14 protein-coding genes are annotated in these 17,038 nt (G+C 37.9%); 9 read left to right on the forward strand and 5 right to left on the reverse strand.

The annotated features are described in order from the left end of the window. Window positions 1-71 precede the first annotated feature (71 nt). Both LOS73_RS14500 and LOS73_RS14505 read left to right on the forward strand, forming a co-directional pair. The gene (locus tag LOS73_RS14500) at window positions 72-1,397 is read left to right on the forward strand and encodes a sigma-54-dependent transcriptional regulator (protein WP_457933898.1); all 1,326 of its coding nucleotides are present in this window, start codon (window positions 72-74) and stop codon (window positions 1,395-1,397) included. Next, window positions 1,397-2,710 carry a sensor histidine kinase gene (locus tag LOS73_RS14505; RefSeq protein ID WP_306724540.1) on the forward strand — a complete coding sequence of 438 codons (1,314 nt, stop codon included), beginning with the start codon at window positions 1,397-1,399 and terminating at the stop codon, window positions 2,708-2,710. The genes LOS73_RS14500 and LOS73_RS14505 overlap by 1 nt, the downstream gene beginning before the upstream one ends. A gap of 89 nt (window positions 2,711-2,799) precedes the next feature. Here LOS73_RS14505 and LOS73_RS14510 read toward each other — a convergent pair whose 3' ends face one another. Next, the gene (locus LOS73_RS14510) at window positions 2,800-3,138 is read right to left on the reverse strand and encodes a Grx4 family monothiol glutaredoxin (RefSeq protein ID WP_004335359.1); all 339 of its coding nucleotides are present in this window, start codon (window positions 3,136-3,138) and stop codon (window positions 2,800-2,802) included. 265 nt (window positions 3,139-3,403) lie between these two features. Here LOS73_RS14510 and LOS73_RS14515 point away from each other — a divergent pair, with 265 nt between their 5' ends. The 6 genes from LOS73_RS14515 (at window position 3,404) to LOS73_RS14540 (ending at window position 11,004) form a co-directional block, all read left to right on the forward strand. Next, the gene (locus LOS73_RS14515; protein ID WP_024611616.1) at window positions 3,404-3,985 is read left to right on the forward strand and encodes a superoxide dismutase; all 582 of its coding nucleotides are present in this window, start codon (window positions 3,404-3,406) and stop codon (window positions 3,983-3,985) included. A 313-nt stretch (window positions 3,986-4,298) separates the two neighbouring features. Further along, on the forward strand, window positions 4,299-5,108 hold the full coding sequence (locus LOS73_RS14520; RefSeq protein ID WP_457933899.1) for a hypothetical protein: 810 nt from the start codon (window positions 4,299-4,301) through the stop codon (window positions 5,106-5,108). A gap of 231 nt (window positions 5,109-5,339) precedes the next feature. Continuing rightward, window positions 5,340-7,262, forward strand: coding sequence for a PrkA family serine protein kinase (locus LOS73_RS14525; protein ID WP_008138405.1), 1,923 nt, complete (start codon window positions 5,340-5,342; stop codon window positions 7,260-7,262). A gap of 31 nt (window positions 7,263-7,293) precedes the next feature. Next, entirely contained in the window at window positions 7,294-8,577 is a 1,284-nt protein-coding gene (locus tag LOS73_RS14530) for a YeaH/YhbH family protein (protein WP_457933900.1), read from the forward strand. 19 nt (window positions 8,578-8,596) lie between these two features. After that, on the forward strand, window positions 8,597-10,111 hold the full coding sequence (locus LOS73_RS14535; RefSeq protein WP_033037742.1) for a SpoVR family protein: 1,515 nt from the start codon (window positions 8,597-8,599) through the stop codon (window positions 10,109-10,111). A 5-nt stretch (window positions 10,112-10,116) separates the two neighbouring features. After that, entirely contained in the window at window positions 10,117-11,004 is an 888-nt protein-coding gene (locus LOS73_RS14540) for a universal stress protein (protein WP_033037744.1), read from the forward strand. 232 nt (window positions 11,005-11,236) lie between these two features. Here LOS73_RS14540 and LOS73_RS14545 read toward each other — a convergent pair whose 3' ends face one another. Beyond that, window positions 11,237-12,208, reverse strand: a complete 972-nt coding sequence (locus tag LOS73_RS14545) for a sensor domain-containing diguanylate cyclase (RefSeq protein ID WP_033028617.1) — start codon at window positions 12,206-12,208, stop codon at window positions 11,237-11,239. Between the two features lie 3 nt (window positions 12,209-12,211). Continuing rightward, window positions 12,212-13,216 (reverse strand): response regulator, encoded by a 1,005-nt coding sequence (locus LOS73_RS14550; protein WP_033037746.1) that lies wholly within the window; start codon window positions 13,214-13,216, stop codon window positions 12,212-12,214. 226 nt (window positions 13,217-13,442) lie between these two features. Here LOS73_RS14550 and tpx point away from each other — a divergent pair, with 226 nt between their 5' ends. Continuing rightward, entirely contained in the window at window positions 13,443-14,024 is a 582-nt protein-coding gene (tpx, locus tag LOS73_RS14555; RefSeq protein WP_008138412.1) for a thiol peroxidase, read from the forward strand. A gap of 254 nt (window positions 14,025-14,278) precedes the next feature. On the opposite strand, the gene adk is transcribed toward tpx, so the two are convergent. Continuing rightward, a complete protein-coding gene (gene adk, locus LOS73_RS14560) occupies window positions 14,279-14,923 on the reverse strand; it encodes an adenylate kinase (protein ID WP_007375855.1) in 645 nt (214 codons plus the stop codon). A 183-nt stretch (window positions 14,924-15,106) separates the two neighbouring features. Next, a complete protein-coding gene (gene htpG, locus LOS73_RS14565; RefSeq protein ID WP_342865878.1) occupies window positions 15,107-17,020 on the reverse strand; it encodes a molecular chaperone HtpG in 1,914 nt (637 codons plus the stop codon). Between the last annotated feature and the right edge of the window lie 18 nt (window positions 17,021-17,038).

The raw sequence follows: 17,038 nt of genomic DNA on the forward strand, positions 1-17,038 counted from the left end.
TAATATGTTAATCACTATGCTACACTGCTTAGTAAGGCAGTGTAGCCATTAAAAAATTATAAAAATAACCTATGACTCATAAAATACTCATTGTTGATGATAACCAAGCAGTACTCGACGCACTTTCGTTATTGCTCGAGATCCACGACTTTTCGGTAGTCACTGCAACAAATCCGTTTGATGCTCTGCAAATAGTTCGCTATCAACGCATTGAGCTTGTAATTCAAGACATGAACTTTACCAGTGACACGACCTCTGGTGAAGAAGGTAAAGCCTTGTTTTATGAACTACGAGAAATAAACCCACACCTCCCTATTATACTTATTACAGCCTGGACCGAACTTGCCACCGCCATTGAGCTTGTAAAAGCAGGTGCTGCCGATTACTTACCAAAACCCTGGGATGATGCAAAACTACTAGTTTGTATCGGTAACTTAATAGAGCTAGGCAGTGCTAAAAAAATAGTGGCGACACATAATCGCCATCAACAAGAACGTGAAGGTACATTTAAAAGCGCAGACCTTGCTGGGCTAATATTTAAAAGTACTGCGATGGAACGACTGGTTACTATGGCGCTACAAGTGGCTAAATCTGATATATCTGCATTAATTACAGGCCCTAATGGGAGTGGCAAAGAGTGTATTGCGCATATTATTCAAAAAAACTCCCCACTTGTATCGCAACCTTTTATTAAGGTAAACGCAGGTGCATTACCGCAAGAACTTATAGAGGCCGAACTTTTTGGCGCTGAAGCTGGCGCATACACGGGGATAACTAAACAACGTATTGGTCGATTTGAAGCAGCTGATGGCGGTACGTTATTTTTAGATGAAATTGGTAATTTACCACTTTCAGGACAAATAAAATTACTACGCGTACTACAAACCGGCGAGTTTGAACGTTTAGGCTCAACGCAAACACGAAAAGTAAATGTGCGCGTTATATCGGCCACTAACGAAAACTTACTACAAGCAATTGAACAAGGTCGATTTAGGGAAGACTTATATTATCGCCTTAACGTAATTGAGCTCAATGTGCCTGCGCTAAGTGAAAGACAAGATGATGTTTTAGCGCTTATTAGCCACTTTTTACCTCACCGAGAGCTGACTATAAACACAGAGCAAGCACTTCAACACTACAAATGGCCAGGTAACGTTCGAGAGCTAGAAAACGCTTGTAAGCGTGTAGCGGTACTAAAACCTACAGGTGCGCTTACAGTCGATGACTTTGCTCTTTCGTCACCGGTCTCTTCCCAACAAAAAGCAGAGCCGACCAAACAGGAAATAGAACACGCAATGCGCACTCATCAAGGTGTTATAGCCAAAGTGGCCCGTGAATTTGGTTTAAGCCGACAAGCACTTTACAGGCGGTTACAAAAAATGGGTATTGATTATTAATGCCAAACATTATTAGCAACTTTACCCTAAGCCAAAAGATTGTATTAATTTGCGGGCTTTGTAGCGCGCTGCCTGTTGTTATTATTGCCGCGCTAAGTGGCTTTGATATGTATTACACCCTGCTTTTAATATTACTAACGCTTACATTTAGCACCTTGCTTTCAAGAGCCATCACCAAGCCAATAAAGCTTGGCATGCAATCGCTCGAAACCGGATTACTTAATTTTAAAGATGGTGAGCTCTCCAGTTTGCTTGCGTATAAAAGTAATGATGAACTTGGAAAGCTATGCCAACTTTATAATCAAACCGCAAAACAGCTTCGCCAAGAAAAACAATGGATTTACCAGCGCGAGTTAATGCTTGATAAAGTATTGCAAAGCTCGCCGCAAGCGCTACTGCTGGTCAATGATAATAATACGGTGGTATTTAGTAATTTAATTAGCCGTAGCTTATTTAATAGCGCATCTCGCCTTGAAGGTATGCAACTAAGCAAGTTACTCGAAAATTCGCCTCTGCAATTAGTAGCAGCTATAGAGCACGGTATTGATGGCCTCTTTAATATAGAAATAGAGAATCAAGACTCACAAACTTGGCATTTAGCCACTGGGGAGTTTTTACTTAATAATCAAAAGCATCATTTATATATATTTAAACAGTTAACCCGTGAACTTAGTCGCCAAGAAGTTGCAGTGTGGAAAAAAGTAATACGCATTATTAGCCACGAATTAAATAATTCACTCGGCCCCATGTCATCCATGCTACACAGCGCACAATTGCTCGCAAATAAAGTTGATGAGCCTCGCCTTGCCCGTGTATTTGCAACTATTGATGAGCGAATTAGTCATTTAACTGAATTTGTACAAGGCTATGGCAAGTTTGCTAAGCTACCTCAGCCACAAAAAACGCGGGTTAACTGGCAAAACACACTCAATAATTTAAAAAACCACTGGCAATTTAGCTACGAAATAAAAAATTCACACAATGAATTACAAGCTGATCAAACACAACTCGAGCAGCTGCTGATAAACTTATTAAAAAATTCACACGAGTCAGGCTCCAACGCCAATGAAATACATATTCAGGTCGAGTTTGTACCCCAAGCATGTGTTATAAATGTAAGCGACTGCGGCAAAGGAATGAGCGAGCAAGTAATGGCAAATGCTTTAGTGCCCTTTTATTCTACAAAAAGTACGGGGAGTGGTTTGGGGTTAGCCTTATGCAGAGAAATCGCAGAAGCACACCAAGGGCATATAAGTTTACATAACAAAATAGAGGGCGGCTTAAACGTGCAAGTGAGCCTTCCTTATTCATAAATTCACACAAATTAAAAACAACAAAGCCACTTTTAAAGTGGCTTTGTGTTTAAAGAGCTTAATAACCTGAGTTCAGGTTGAGTAATAAATTACTCTGCGTCAGCTTCTTTGTATTTAGCAGCAGTTTCTGTAATTAACGGCTGTAATTCACCGCGTTGAAACATTTCGATAATAATGTCACAACCACCAACTAATTCGCCATCTACCCAAAGTTGTGGGAATGTTGGCCAATTAGCATATGCTGGAAGCTCAGCACGAATGTCTGGATTAAGTAAAATATCAACGTATGCAAATGGTTCACCACATGACATTAACGCTTGCGATGCTTGTGAAGAAAAACCACAATTTGGTAATTTTGGTGACCCTTTCATGAAAAGGATTATTGGGTTTTCTGAAATTTGCTGTTTAATTTTATCAATGGTTTCCATCTACAACCTCAAAGTAACGATAGCTAAATATATTTTGGTCTTGAAAATAACTCATCGTGACCACAAATATATAACTTAAAATGGGCAAATAAAGCCGCAATTGAAATAGTCTTTCGCAATAGCATTGCTGTTTGCTTAAACTTGAGTAAAATACTCAACAATTATAGTAACACTATATTACCGCTTGGTATAGGTAACTGGTCTGTTTCAACAGGCATTACGTATTACCAAATGGACTATCAACCAAAGAAGATGGAGATAAAAAATGGCATTTGAACTACCGTCACTACCATATGCAATCGACGCACTTGAGCCACATATTTCAAAAGAAACACTAGAGTTTCACCATGGCAAACACCACAACACTTACGTGGTTAAGCTTAATGGTTTAATCCCTGGTACTGAGTTTGAAAACAAATCTCTAGAAGAGATCGTATGTTCATCAGAAGGCGGCGTATTTAACAACGCAGCACAAATCTGGAACCATACTTTTTACTGGAACAGCTTATCTCCAAACGGCGGCGGCGAGCCTACTGGCGCAGTTGCTGATGCAATCAACGCTAAATGGGGTTCTTTTGATGCGTTTAAAGCGGCATTAAACGATAAAGCAGTAAATAACTTTGGTTCAAGCTGGACGTGGTTAGTTAAGCTTGCTGATGGTTCACTAGACATCGTTAATACATCTAACGCTGCTACACCATTAACTGATGATGGCGTTACTCCAATCCTTACAGTGGATTTATGGGAACACGCTTACTACATCGATTACCGTAACGTTCGTCCAGATTACCTTAAAGGTTTTTGGTCGCTTGTTAACTGGGAATTCGCGAACGCTAACTTCGCTTAATTAGCCTTTAAACGCTAATGTAAAAAAGACGCTTAGGCGTCTTTTTTTGTATCTTGTTTATCACACCTAAGCGCCTCATCATTTAATAAAACGCTTTTAGTAACATGATCTTTTTTCACTTAAATTTTTAATTTTATTGCTGTGAGTTTGAATAAACCCCACCTCTAGATAATAAAAAAATAAAAATCTGAATCTAGGTAATATATAATTATAAATTTATAACTCTGAGGGGAATAGGAATCACGAATATACTTTAGTACGCTTACACTTGAATAAACCCTTATGAGAATATACTGAATAAAGGAATATAACTTTGATAGCTTTTTATTGTGATAAATGCGGTGATGAAAACACCTATAACTATACTTCCCCATTAGATTCGACTAACGATTTAATCACAATCGACTGCTCTAACTGTCAAAATAGTCATAACATTCATATTTGGTCTAGTAATCACTCTTCAAATTATGATTACAACATTCAGAATGCATATAAAAAAAGTGATTATGAGGCTGAATATAAATCATATATTAACAGTGTTATATTTAATCAGGAGCAGTTACTCAACACCGCGATATCTGAGGTAACTAACAAAAGCGCCTTCATCAATAGGTTGCTATTTACACAGTCTATAGTTAATTTAGAAACTTACTTTTCTGACACTATAAAGCATTGCATTCTTAACTCTGACTTACTGCTTAAATCATTCATTATAAATTCAGATAAGCTAAAAAATGAAAAATATACCCTGCAAAACTACATTATGAATCCAAACTTTATATACGATAAAGTTAAAGGTCGGCTTAATGAGATTTTGTACCATAATTTGGCTGCGGTCATAGATATTTATGAAAATGTTTTTCAAATCAAACTATCAAAAATTCTAACTAATAAGCGCAGCTATCTAGAAAAATCTATTTCTATTCGACATGATTGTGTTCATCGTAATGGTAAAACTATTGATGGTTTTTCACATGAAATTACTCAAGATGACATAATTAAACTTACTATGTTTGTTAGTGAGTTAATGATAGAAATAGAAAAACAAATACAACCGGTTAGAATCAAGTTTATTAATGAGAACAACCCTTGTGCCGATTTTCCAGAAGAAATACCATTCTAATGAATGAGCACCTCATAAGCCCTCTCCCTTATTTAGCTAGGTTTTTGCAGCTTATTATTCAAATTATAATTTGAATAAGTGAATGTAGTCTAACTCTATAGTTACTTAAGGAAATTGGAAATCAAGAAGAGCTAATTCACTTAAATTTTTAATTTTATTGCACAAAAATACCAATTCGTGACTAGACTTTAAAAGGTAAGCACCTTTTTACAGCGGGTTTCGGAGGTTATTATGACGATTTTTGAGCATTACCAAGCACGATACGAAGCGGCACAGGAAGAAGAGTACAGTATCGCTGAATTTCTTGAAATTTGTAAAACAGATAAGTCTGCCTATGCCAGCGCACCAGAACGTCTACTTATGGCAATTGGCGAACCAAACATGGTAGACACCGCAACCGATGCAAGACTAAGCCGGTTATTTTCTAATAGAGTGGTTGCGCGCTACCCTGCCTTTGCTGACTTTTATGGTATGGAAGACGCCATTGAGCAAATAGTCTCTTATTTAAAACACGCAGCCCAAGGGCTTGAAGAATGCAAACAAGTACTCTATTTACTCGGGCCTGTAGGTGGGGGTAAATCATCCATTGCTGAAAAACTAAAGTATTTAATGCAACAAGTGCCTATTTATTCAATTAAAGGCTCTCCTGTAAACGACCATCCTCTCTCCTTGTTTGATCCTATCGAAGATGCAGACGTACTCAGCAAAGAATATGGTATTAAACCGCGCTACTTAAAAACCATTATGTCGCCTTGGGCTGGCAAACGCTTAAAAGAGTTCAATGGTGATATTAGCCAGTTTAGAGTGGTCAAACGCTACCCTTCTATTTTAAACCAAATAGGCATTGCCAAAACTGAGCCTGGGGATGAAAACAACCAAGATATTTCAGCGCTAGTAGGTAAAGTCGATATTCGCCAGCTTGAGCACTTTGCCCAAAACGATCCTGATGCATACGCCTACTCTGGCTCTTTATGTTTAGCTAACCAAGGGCTGATGGAGTTTGTAGAAATGTTTAAAGCACCGATTAAAGTGCTGCATCCTTTACTTACCGCCACCCAAGAAGGTAACTATAACGGCACAGAAGGTATTAGTGCTCTTCCATTTAATGGCATGATCCTCGCACATTCTAATGAATCTGAGTGGCAAACTTTTAAAAACAATAAAAACAATGAAGCATTTTTAGACCGTGTTTATATTGTTAAAGTGCCTTACTGTTTACGTGTAACTGAAGAAGTTAAAATTTACGACAAATTACTTGAGCACAGCGAGCTATACAATGCGCCATGTGCGCCTGGGACACTTAAAACATTAGCGCAATTTACAACATTATCACGTTTAAAAGAGCCAGAAAATTCCAGTATTTATTCAAAGATGCGGGTATACGATGGCGAAACCCTTAAAGACACAGACCCTAAAGCTAAATCGTATCAAGAGTATCGTGATTACGCAGGTGTTGATGAAGGCATGACGGGGCTATCTACTCGCTTTGCGTTTAAAATTTTATCTCGTGTATTTAACTTTGATACCACCGAGGTTGCTGCAAATCCGGTGCATTTGTTCTATGTGCTTGAGCAACAGATAGAGCGCGAGCAATTTTCAAGTGAAATAGAAGAGCGTTATTTAAGCTTTTTAAAAGGCTATTTAATTCCTCAATATGTAGATTTTATAGGTAAAGAACTGCAAACCGCTTATTTAGAATCGTATTCGGAATATGGACAAAATATTTTTGACCGTTATGTTATTTATGCAGATTTTTGGATACAAGACCAAGAATATCGCGACCCCGATACAGGACAGCTATTTGACCGCGCAGCGCTAAACGCTGAACTTGAAAAAATAGAAAAGCCAGCGGGTATTTCTAATCCTAAAGATTTTCGTAATGAAATAGTGAACTTTGTACTGCGTGCCCGTGCACATAACAACGGTAAAAATCCACTATGGACAAGCTACGAAAAACTACGCACGGTAATTGAGAAAAAAATGTTCTCTAATACCGAAGATTTACTCCCCGTTATTTCGTTTAATACTAAAACGTCTGCAGAGGATCAGCAAAAGCACGAAGACTTTGTGAACCGTATGGTCGAAAAAGGCTATACACAAAAACAAGTTCGCTTGCTTTCTGAGTGGTATTTACGGGTTAGAAAATCGCAATAACCTTCATAGTCGTAGTATATAGGAGGTCAATATGGCGCATTTTATAGATAGGCGTTTAAACGGAAAAAATAAAAGTACGCTTAATCGCCAGCGCTTTATTAGGCGCTATAAAAAACAAATTAAAGAAGCGGTTTCAGATGCGATTAACAAACGCAGCGTAACTGATTCTAGCTCTGGTGAGAGTATTTCTATTCCACAACGCGATATCAGCGAACCTACATTTCATCAGGGAAAAGGCGGGAATAGAGAACAAATTCACCCTGGTAACGATCAGTTTTCTACAGGTGATAAAATTGAGCGCCCTAAAGGCGGACCAGGTGGTGGTGCCGGTGAAGGTGACGCCAGCGATTCGGGCGAGGGACAAGATGAGTTTGTATTTTCAATATCAAAAGACGAATACCTTGATTTACTGTTTGAAGATTTAGAACTCCCTAACTTACAAGAAAACCAACTTGATAAGTTAGTGCAAATGAAAACCCACCGCGCAGGATTTTGTAGCGACGGCATGCCAAGTAATATTGATATTGTCCGCTCACTTCAAGGCTCGCTTGCGCGCCGCGTGGCAATGAGTGCAGGAAAAAAACGCCGACTAGTCGAGCTTGAAAAACAACTTGATGCATTGCTTGATGAACCTCATAGCGATAAAGCAGCAATTGCTTTATTACAAAAAGAAATTGCAGCATTAAAAGTACAAATTAAATCGGTCCCGTTTATTGATAACTACGATTTACGTTTTCGTAATTACGAAAAGCGCCCTCACCCCACCAGCAAAGCGGTGATGTTTTGTATTATGGATGTGTCAGGCTCAATGGATCAGCCAACAAAAGACATGGCAAAACGTTTTTATATTTTGCTCTATCAATTTTTAACGCGCAGCTATAAAGACATAGAAGTTGTTTATATTCGCCACCACACACAGGCTAAAGAAGTAGACGAACAAGAGTTTTTTTATTCCCAAGAAACTGGCGGCACTATTGTTTCGAGTGCTCTTAAATTAATGAATGAAATAATAAAAGAGCGTTATCACGCAGATGAATGGAATGTGTACGCTGCACAAGCCTCCGATGGCGATAACTGGGCGGACGACACACCGCAATGTGGTGAAATTTTGCGTAATAAGCTCTTAAGCGCAGTACGTTATTTTGCTTATATTGAAATAACCACTCGTGCTCATCAAAGCCTATGGCGCGAATATGAATCTATAACACACAGCCATAATAATTTCGCCATACAGCATATTCAAAGCGTTGAAGATATTTACCCAATTTTTAGGGAGCTATTTAAAAAAGGTCGTCAACAGCAAAACTCTGCATAGCCAAAAGCGAGGTAGCATTATGAATGATAAACGATTGAGTGATGGCCCAGATTGGACCTTTGATTTATTAGATGAGTACCAAGGTGAAATTGCTCGCGTTGCTGCTCATTACAGATTAGTCACCTACCCTAATCAAATTGAAGTGATAACGGCTGAGCAAATGATGGATGCTTATTCAAGCGTTGGCATGCCTATTGGCTACAGTCATTGGTCTTACGGTAAGAAGTTTATCCAAACAGAGCAAAATTATAAGCGCGGGCAAATGGGCCTCGCTTACGAAATAGTGATAAATTCAGACCCTTGTATTGCGTACTTAATGGAAGAAAATACCCTACCTATGCAAGCGCTTGTAATGGCGCATGCATGTTACGGACATAACTCATTTTTTAAAGGTAATTACTTATTTAAAGCCTGGACCGATGCTGGCTCAATTATTGATTACTTGGTATTTGCTAAAAACTACATAAGCCGCTGTGAAGAAAAATATGGTATTACTCAGGTAGAGAGCTTACTCGACTCTTGTCATGCGTTAATGAATTACGGGGTCGATCGCTATAAACGTCCACAACAAATATCACTCTTTGAAGAGCAAAAACGCCAACAAGAACGTGAAGAATACTTACAATCACAAGTAAACGAATTGTGGCGTACGATTCCCGAACAGCAACAGGAAACTAAAAAGAAAGAACGCCATTTTCCTACTGAGCCTCAAGAAAATATTTTATATTTTATTGAAAAAAATGCCCCATTACTCGACTCTTGGCAACGTGAAGTGATTCGTATTGTCCGTAAAATATCGCAATACTTTTACCCGCAAAAACAAACTCAAGTAATGAACGAAGGTTGGGCAACATTTTGGCACTACACCATCCTTAATCACTTATATGATGAAGGGAAGCTCACCGACTCATTCATGTTAGAGTTTTTACAAAGTCATACCAACGTAGTTTATCAGCCACCTTATAACAGTAAGTATTATTCAGGCATTAACCCATATGCTTTAGGCTTTAATATGATGGTTGATATTCGCAGAATATGTGAATATCCAACTGAAGAAGATAAAAAATGGTTTCCTGAGTATGCAGGCAGTAATTGGCTAGATACATTGCACTTTGCCATGGAAAACTTTAAAGATGAAAGCTTTATTAGCCAGTTTTTATCGCCGAAGTTAATTCGTGATTTCAAATTATTTACTATTATTGACCATACTAATAATCCCCATTTAGAGATTGGTGCGATACACGATGATAGCGGCTATAAAACAGTTAGAGAAGTGCTCTCCGCGCAATATAATTTAAGTAATCATGAACCTAACATTCAAGTATATGATGTTGATATTAGAGGTGATAGAGCACTTACACTTCGCTATGTACCTCATAATTGCATTCCATTGGCAAACTCACATGAAGAAGTGCTAAAACATCTTTACAGGCTATGGGGCTTTAAGGTAAAACTGGAAGAAGAGTCTAATTCTGGTGAGATTTCAACTATTGGTCAATGTCCAACAGATGACTCTCGTCATACAACAGAGTGAATATAATGGATAAGAAAAAGCTTCTCGTACTGATCGACTCAGTAAATTGTGCAAAAACAGCATTATTACACGCAAAACAAAAAGCACTACAAGACAGTAAACATATTGATATTGTTGCATTTAGCTATGAAGACACTGGTAATATATTATTTTCATTATCACCAGAGCAAGTACTTGCGATTCAAGACAAACAACTTTCATTACTCAGAGCAACATTAGAACCTCTATTAAAAAAAGAGCTAACTGATTGTGAGTATACATTTCAAACGGTTTGGCATGAATCACCAGAGCAATGGTTAAATAACGAAATAAACGCAACTAATTATGATATGGCAATAAAAACTAGGCATATTGATGCTCAAACTCAATTTAGCGAACTTGACTGGCAGCTTATTCGATTTTCACCAATACCACTTTATTTGGCCGCAGATAATAAATGGAGAAATAACTGTAATGTGTTAGCTGCTCTTGATTTAGGCAGCGAAAAGGCATCTAAGCATCAGTTAAATAAAGCTATTATTAACTGTGGCTTAGATTATGCTAATTCAGAGGGCTGCGAATTTTATGCATGTTATACCGTGCACGTCTCACCTATTTTGAGAGACTTAGGCATTGTATTTTCAGATGAACAAGTACTCAATGCATTCGAAAAATTACCGGAACTACAACGTGATCTGATTAATGAATACAACTTGCGTGATAAATTACACATTAAAGCGGGCTTAGCGGAGCAAGTCATACCAAGCTTGGCAGCAAAACTTGATGCTGAGTTAGTGATTATTGGCTCAGTAGGCAACGTGGGTATTAAGGGAAAGCTTATTGGCAACACAGCGGAAAAAATAATGCGCTTACTTAAAACCGATTTACTTATTTTACCCCCCCACTCAATTTAATACCAATTTTCTTAATTAAGTGCTTTATTTTGAGGTAATAAAATCGTATCAATAACAAGGCAAAAATTCGTTATTTAGTTGTTATCGCTAATTACTCCTACATTGCTCTACCTTCTGCATCCATGCAGTCGTATATCAGAAGTTTTTAACGCAGTTAACGTCAGATTTAATCACTCAAATTAATTAAATATTATTGCGCATTGGTATAAAGAGTGATTAATAAAAATGATGCTTAAGCGTCATTTTTTATATCATCAAAAACAGTGACTTTATTGCGTCCATTATTTTTAGAAAAGTAAAGAGCCCTGTCAGCGGCTTCAATCCAACGTTCATGATCTTTAAATTCATTACTAAAGCACGCAACTCCGATACTTATTGTCATCTTGATTTCAACATTTTTATAAAAGGCAGGGCTTGATTCAATCAACACCCTTAAGCGCTCAGCAAATATTTCAGCCCCTTGCTTATCGGTATCAAGTAGAGTTAATACAAACTCTTCACCACCGTAACGTCCAGCAATATCTGTTTCACGTAATGTGGTACGTAATAACTTTGCAATATGGCGTAACGCCTCATCACCACAACTATGACCATGCTTATCATTCACCTTTTTAAAGTGATCAATATCAAACATTAACAGAGAGCTACACCCTGCATTACGTTTTGTTCGCAAATACTCTTGTTTAAGCATACTTTCCCAATAACCACGATTGTATAACGTCGTTAAGCCATCGGTTTGGCTTACTTGCTCAAGTCTTTTATTTAGCTCTTCTAACTCTTTTTTGTTAACTGCAATATCAGTTACATCATAAAGAATGATACAAATATGGCTAACTTCTGCTCGTATATTAGTAAGCGGAATAAATGTCGCATTTTGATACATATACTCAGCTTTGCCAGTAATTGGGCGATAGTTTTTAAAGCGAAATATATAGGGTTGTTGTTCCCAAATGGTAAACGAGCGGTTTTTTAGTACAAATACTGGCTCTGATTTACTTCTAAACCACTTTTCATCTATAGCAGGAAATAAATCAAATAAATCTTTATTTTTTACAGCACTTGGTAATAACCCCGAATGGTTTTCCATAAAACCATTCCACACACACACCTTATACTCCCTGTCGAGTACAACTAAACCTACATCAACGGTGTTAAACATATCCATTAACCAATGGATTTCATTCATATCTAAATCAGCAGCCATAACTTAGTCTTCTAATAGGTAAGCAACTTTGTATTTCAAAGTTTTAAGTGAATCTTCAGTAAATAACAGCATAAGGTCACAGTTAATATCGTGATTTTCAATACCATAGCTAATTTCTATAGCAAGCGTACGCTGCCAGCGCGACTTATTCGCTTTCACTAATTCAGATACATCTCTGTGCTGGCCAAGTACGATAGGATGACCTTGGCTAAACGACATATCGAGTTGTTTTGAAAGACCAGTCAAAATAGCCCCGATTAAAATATTACTTATATCCATAAGTAACTCAAGTTCCACTCTGTCATTAAGCTCACCATCGTAATTCATCAGTGAGGCTATCTCTTTAAAGCTAGAGTCATTAAGTAATAATAATGCTTCTCCAGATACACCTCCTCCAATAAATCCCTGGCAAACTCCAGAAGTGGTTGCATTATTATCAATAGAGCGTAGCGCCATATCGAGTTCACTAACCTCTAAGATATTCACATTTGGGATTGGCAGCTCAACAAACACATTAAGTAATCGCGCAAGTAAATCACCGGCTTGACCCATAGCAACATTAGTTAGCTCTTGGTATATATCTCGCACATCTGGGTCTACTTGCTCACCTAAAGAATGAGAAAGACGTTCACGCATGGCTTTATCTTTAATGCCATGGTGTTCAATAATATCGGCTAATTTTTGAGGGGAACATGGCTTTTGGATGAAATCGATAGCCCCTAGTTCAAGCACTCTTTGATGAGCATTAGGCTGTATGTCACCTGAAACTACAACTGTAAGTATATTGAGCCCAAGCTCTTTCATGGCCATTAAAACTTCATAGCCATCCATTTCTGGCATGTTTAAATCAAGGAAAAGGATTTCAGGTTCAGTTGACTTTATTTGTTTGATGCAATCAACACCATCTATCGCAAATTCAACTTTAATATCCCAATCATCAGGTAGAGAACGGGCTAATTGACGCCTCGCTAATTTTGAATCATCACATATTAATACAGATGTTGACATACTATCTCTCTATTTTTAACCAGTTATACATACCAAAAGTGATACACGCATTTTTATTATAGAAGATATTTTTGTAACTGCATGTTAACCAAAGTATAGCCTATTTACAGTTTTTTTATATGATTGAATCATTACCAATTTTATAGAGGCACAGATAATACCTTGGTTACTCCAACGCAGTATAATACACTGACGCCTATTGCGTTAATTTAAAAAGGAAACTCCTATGCTCCGCTCATTAACTTTTGCCTTAAGTATTTTTTGTTCTATGGCTTTCGCTTCTGATATCCCAGAAAACACTCTCGATATAGGTAAAGTCTCTGCACAGGGTAAGACGGTTACTTTACTCGGTAAAGGTGTATCAGTTGGTGATAACGCACCTAATTTTAAAGTTGTCGATGGAAACTTTACACCTGTCACACTGGATAATTATAAGGGCCGAGCTATTTTAATTAGTGTAGTACCAAGTTTAGACACAGGTATTTGTAGTCTACAAACAAAACACTTTAACGAAAAAGTTGCGACGCAATTTCCTGCAGTTGTAATGCTTACTATTAGTGCCGATTTGCCATTCGCTCAAAAAAGATTTTGCAAAGCTGAGAACATAGACAAAATAACTACATTATCTGATTCTGTTTGGCGCGATTTTGGCCAAAAATATGGGTTAATTATTAAAGATATGGGGTTACTAACTCGCTCAGTAATAATATTAGACGAAAACCACAGCATTATTTATAAACAACTCGTTAGTAGCCTTTCAACTGAACCAGAATACAACAGCGTAATTAAGAAGCTTAAAACGCTGTAAAGTTAATATACCCATTCGCTTAATTAAGTGATCTATTTTTAGATAAGAAAATCGTATCCATGACAAGGCAAAAAATTCGTTATTGAGTTGTTATCACTAATTGCTCCTGCATTGCTCTACTTTCGGCATCCATGCCGTCGTATATCAGAATTTTTAACGCTGTTAACGTCATATTTAATCTCTCAAATTGATTAAGTATTCTAGACTTAAAACAAAAAACCGCCAATTGGCGGTTTTTTAATAGGCTTTTAAATTTAACCTAAAAGCTCACCAAGTTGTGAACTTACAGCTTCAACAGCTTGTGTACCATCTAGTTTGTGGTATTGAGTGTTACCAGCCGCCGCTTCTGCTTGGTAGTAATCAACTAATGGCATAGTTTGCTCGTGGTAAATACCTAAACGTTTACGTACTGTTTCTTCAGTATCGTCTGCGCGAACAATTAAGTCATCCCCAGTTTCGTTATCTTTACCTTCCACTTTTGGTGGATTATAAACAACATGGTAAACACGACCAGAACCAGGATGAACACGACGTCCGCCCATACGCTCAACAATCACTTCGTCAGCCACGTCAAATTCAATAACGTGATCAACCACTACGCCATTTTCTTTCATTGCATCGGCTTGAGGAATTGTGCGCGGGAAGCCATCAAGTAAAAAGCCTTTCTCACAATCCGCTTTAGTAATACGCTCTTTTACTAAACCAATAATAATATCGTCAGAAATTAGTTGACCAGCATCCATTACTTTTTTTGCTTCTAGGCCTAATGGCGTACCTTCTTTAATTGCTGCACGTAACATATCGCCAGTAGAGATTTGTGGAATACCGTATTTGTCCATTAAAAACTGAGCTTGAGTACCTTTACCTGCACCCGGCGCGCCCAAAAGAATAATGCGCATATTATTGTCCCCTAGTATGGATATTTATTTTAAAGCCTGAATTCTTCCACAAGCGCCGCCGATACTCAAGCAACTTATACTAATTGATGAGTTGTTGATGTATTTACAGCGCATTAAAAAAGGGAACACACGTTCCCTTTTATTTAAAGTACATAATTTATACTTTATCGACTGAGTAAATAGCTATTTGCTTAGTTCAAGCATTAGTTTATTTAAGCGAGTAACAAACCCTGTTGGATCTTTAAGTGTACCGCGCTCTGCAAGTAATGCTTGGTCTAGTAAAACATGTGACCACTGTGCAAACTTATCTTCATCTCGTTCGTCATTTAAGTGCTTAACAAGTTGATGCTCTGGGTTTAGCTCAAACACAGGTTTTGCTTCTGGTGCTGCTTGGCCCACAGACTCCATTAGCTTTTGCATTTGTGAGCTCATATCGTTGTCATCACTTACAACACATGCTGGAGAATCTGTTAGACGGTGCGTAAAGCGCACTTCTTTAACGTCATCACCAAGTGCTGTTTTAATACGCTCAACAAGGCCTGCCATTTCTTTTTCAGACTCTTCTTGTGCTTTTTTAGTTTCTTCGTCGTCAAGCTTACCTAAATCTAAATCACCACGTGTGATTGACTGTAGTTGCTTATCAGCAAATTCAGTTAAGTGGCTCATCATCCACTCGTCAACACGGTCACTTAGTAACAATACTTCAATGCCTTTTTTGCGGAAAATTTCTAAATGAGGAGAATTTTTCGCAGAAGTAAATGTATCAGCCACTACGTAGTAAATTTTGTCTTGCCCTTCGTTCATGCGCTCAACGTATTGCTCAAGCGACACATCTTGTGTTTCTGAATCAGTGTGTGTCGAAGAAAAACGAAGTAGCTTACATACGGCTTCTTTATTTGCCGCATCTTCAGCAGGGCCTTCCTTCATTACTTGACCAAACTCGTTCCAAAATACTTGGTAATCGTCAGCTTTGTTTTTAGCCATACGCTCAAGCATTTTAATAATTCGCGATGTACACCCTTTACGAATAGCTTGCGTTACTTTGTTGTCTTGTAGAATTTCACGAGATACGTTCAGTGGTAAATCGTTTGAATCTAGTAAACCTTTCACAAAGCGAAGGTAGCTTGGCATGAATTGCTCAGCATCATCCATTACAAAAACACGTTGTACGTAAAGTTTTAAACCACTTTGACGTTCACGGTTCCATAAGTCGAAAGGTGCTTTTTTAGGAATATATAAAAGGCTAGTGTATTCAGTCTTACCTTCAACCTTATTATGTGCCCAGCTAAGTGGCTCTTCCCAATCATGGCTTACATGCTTGTAAAACTCTTTGTATTCATCATCAGAAAGTTCTGATTTATCGCGTGTCCACAATGCAGTTGCGCGGTTAATGCTTTCCCACTCACCTGGTACTGCTGGAATTTTTTCGCCGTCTTCGCCTTCAGACTCTGGTACTTCTGCTTTAAACATTTGTACCGGCGTTGAAATATGGTCTGAGTATTTAGTAACAATGCCACGTAGACGGTAATCGTCAGCAAATTCTTTTTCTTCATCACGAAGATGTAAAATAATATCGGTACCACGGCCTTCTTTTTCAATTTCTTGAAGTGTGTATTCGCCTTCACCTTGAGATTCCCACTCGTAAGCTGTTGTTTCACCCGCTTTACGTGTACGAACAGTTACTAAATCGGCAACAATAAATGCTGAGTAAAAACCAACACCAAATTGACCAATTAATTGTGAATCTTTACTTTGATCCCCTGTTAAGTTTTTGAAAAACTCAGCAGTGCCTGATTTAGCAATAGTCCCTAATGAGCTAATGATTTCATCGCGCGTCATACCAATACCATTATCTGAAATGGTAATTGTATTTGCTTCTTTATCTGCGCTAATACGCACACGTAAATCAGCATCACCTTGGTATAGATCGCCTTGAGATAGTGCTAAAAAGCGTAACTTGTCTGCCGCATCTGATGCGTTTGACACAAGTTCACGTAAAAATATTTCTTTATTAGAATAAAGAGAATGAATCATTAAGTTTAATAATTGTTTTACTTCTGTTTGAAAGCCTAATGTTTCTTTTTGAGCTGCAGTCATTTATATATCTCCAATTTG

This window comes from Pseudoalteromonas sp. SCSIO 43210 (assembly GCF_054133285.1).

What these genes read in the sequence shown, in the direction of transcription:
- LOS73_RS14500 (WP_457933898.1), top strand. Translation starts at nt 72, where the DNA reads ATGACTCATAAAATACTCATTGTTGATGATAACCAAGCAGTACTCGAC.
- LOS73_RS14505 (WP_306724540.1), top strand. Translation starts at nt 1,397, where the DNA reads ATGCCAAACATTATTAGCAACTTTACCCTAAGCCAAAAGATTGTATTA.
- LOS73_RS14510 (WP_004335359.1), bottom strand. Translation starts at nt 3,138, where the DNA reads ATGGAAACCATTGATAAAATTAAACAGCAAATTTCAGAAAACCCAATA.
- LOS73_RS14515 (WP_024611616.1), top strand. Translation starts at nt 3,404, where the DNA reads ATGGCATTTGAACTACCGTCACTACCATATGCAATCGACGCACTTGAG.
- LOS73_RS14525 (WP_008138405.1), top strand. Translation starts at nt 5,340, where the DNA reads ATGACGATTTTTGAGCATTACCAAGCACGATACGAAGCGGCACAGGAA.
- LOS73_RS14530 (WP_457933900.1), top strand. Translation starts at nt 7,294, where the DNA reads ATGGCGCATTTTATAGATAGGCGTTTAAACGGAAAAAATAAAAGTACG.
- LOS73_RS14535 (WP_033037742.1), top strand. Translation starts at nt 8,597, where the DNA reads ATGAATGATAAACGATTGAGTGATGGCCCAGATTGGACCTTTGATTTA.
- LOS73_RS14540 (WP_033037744.1), top strand. Translation starts at nt 10,117, where the DNA reads ATGGATAAGAAAAAGCTTCTCGTACTGATCGACTCAGTAAATTGTGCA.
- LOS73_RS14545 (WP_033028617.1), bottom strand. Translation starts at nt 12,208, where the DNA reads ATGGCTGCTGATTTAGATATGAATGAAATCCATTGGTTAATGGATATG.
- LOS73_RS14550 (WP_033037746.1), bottom strand. Translation starts at nt 13,216, where the DNA reads ATGTCAACATCTGTATTAATATGTGATGATTCAAAATTAGCGAGGCGT.
- tpx (WP_008138412.1), top strand. Translation starts at nt 13,443, where the DNA reads ATGCTCCGCTCATTAACTTTTGCCTTAAGTATTTTTTGTTCTATGGCT.
- adk (WP_007375855.1), bottom strand. Translation starts at nt 14,923, where the DNA reads ATGCGCATTATTCTTTTGGGCGCGCCGGGTGCAGGTAAAGGTACTCAA.
- htpG (WP_342865878.1), bottom strand. Translation starts at nt 17,020, where the DNA reads ATGACTGCAGCTCAAAAAGAAACATTAGGCTTTCAAACAGAAGTAAAA.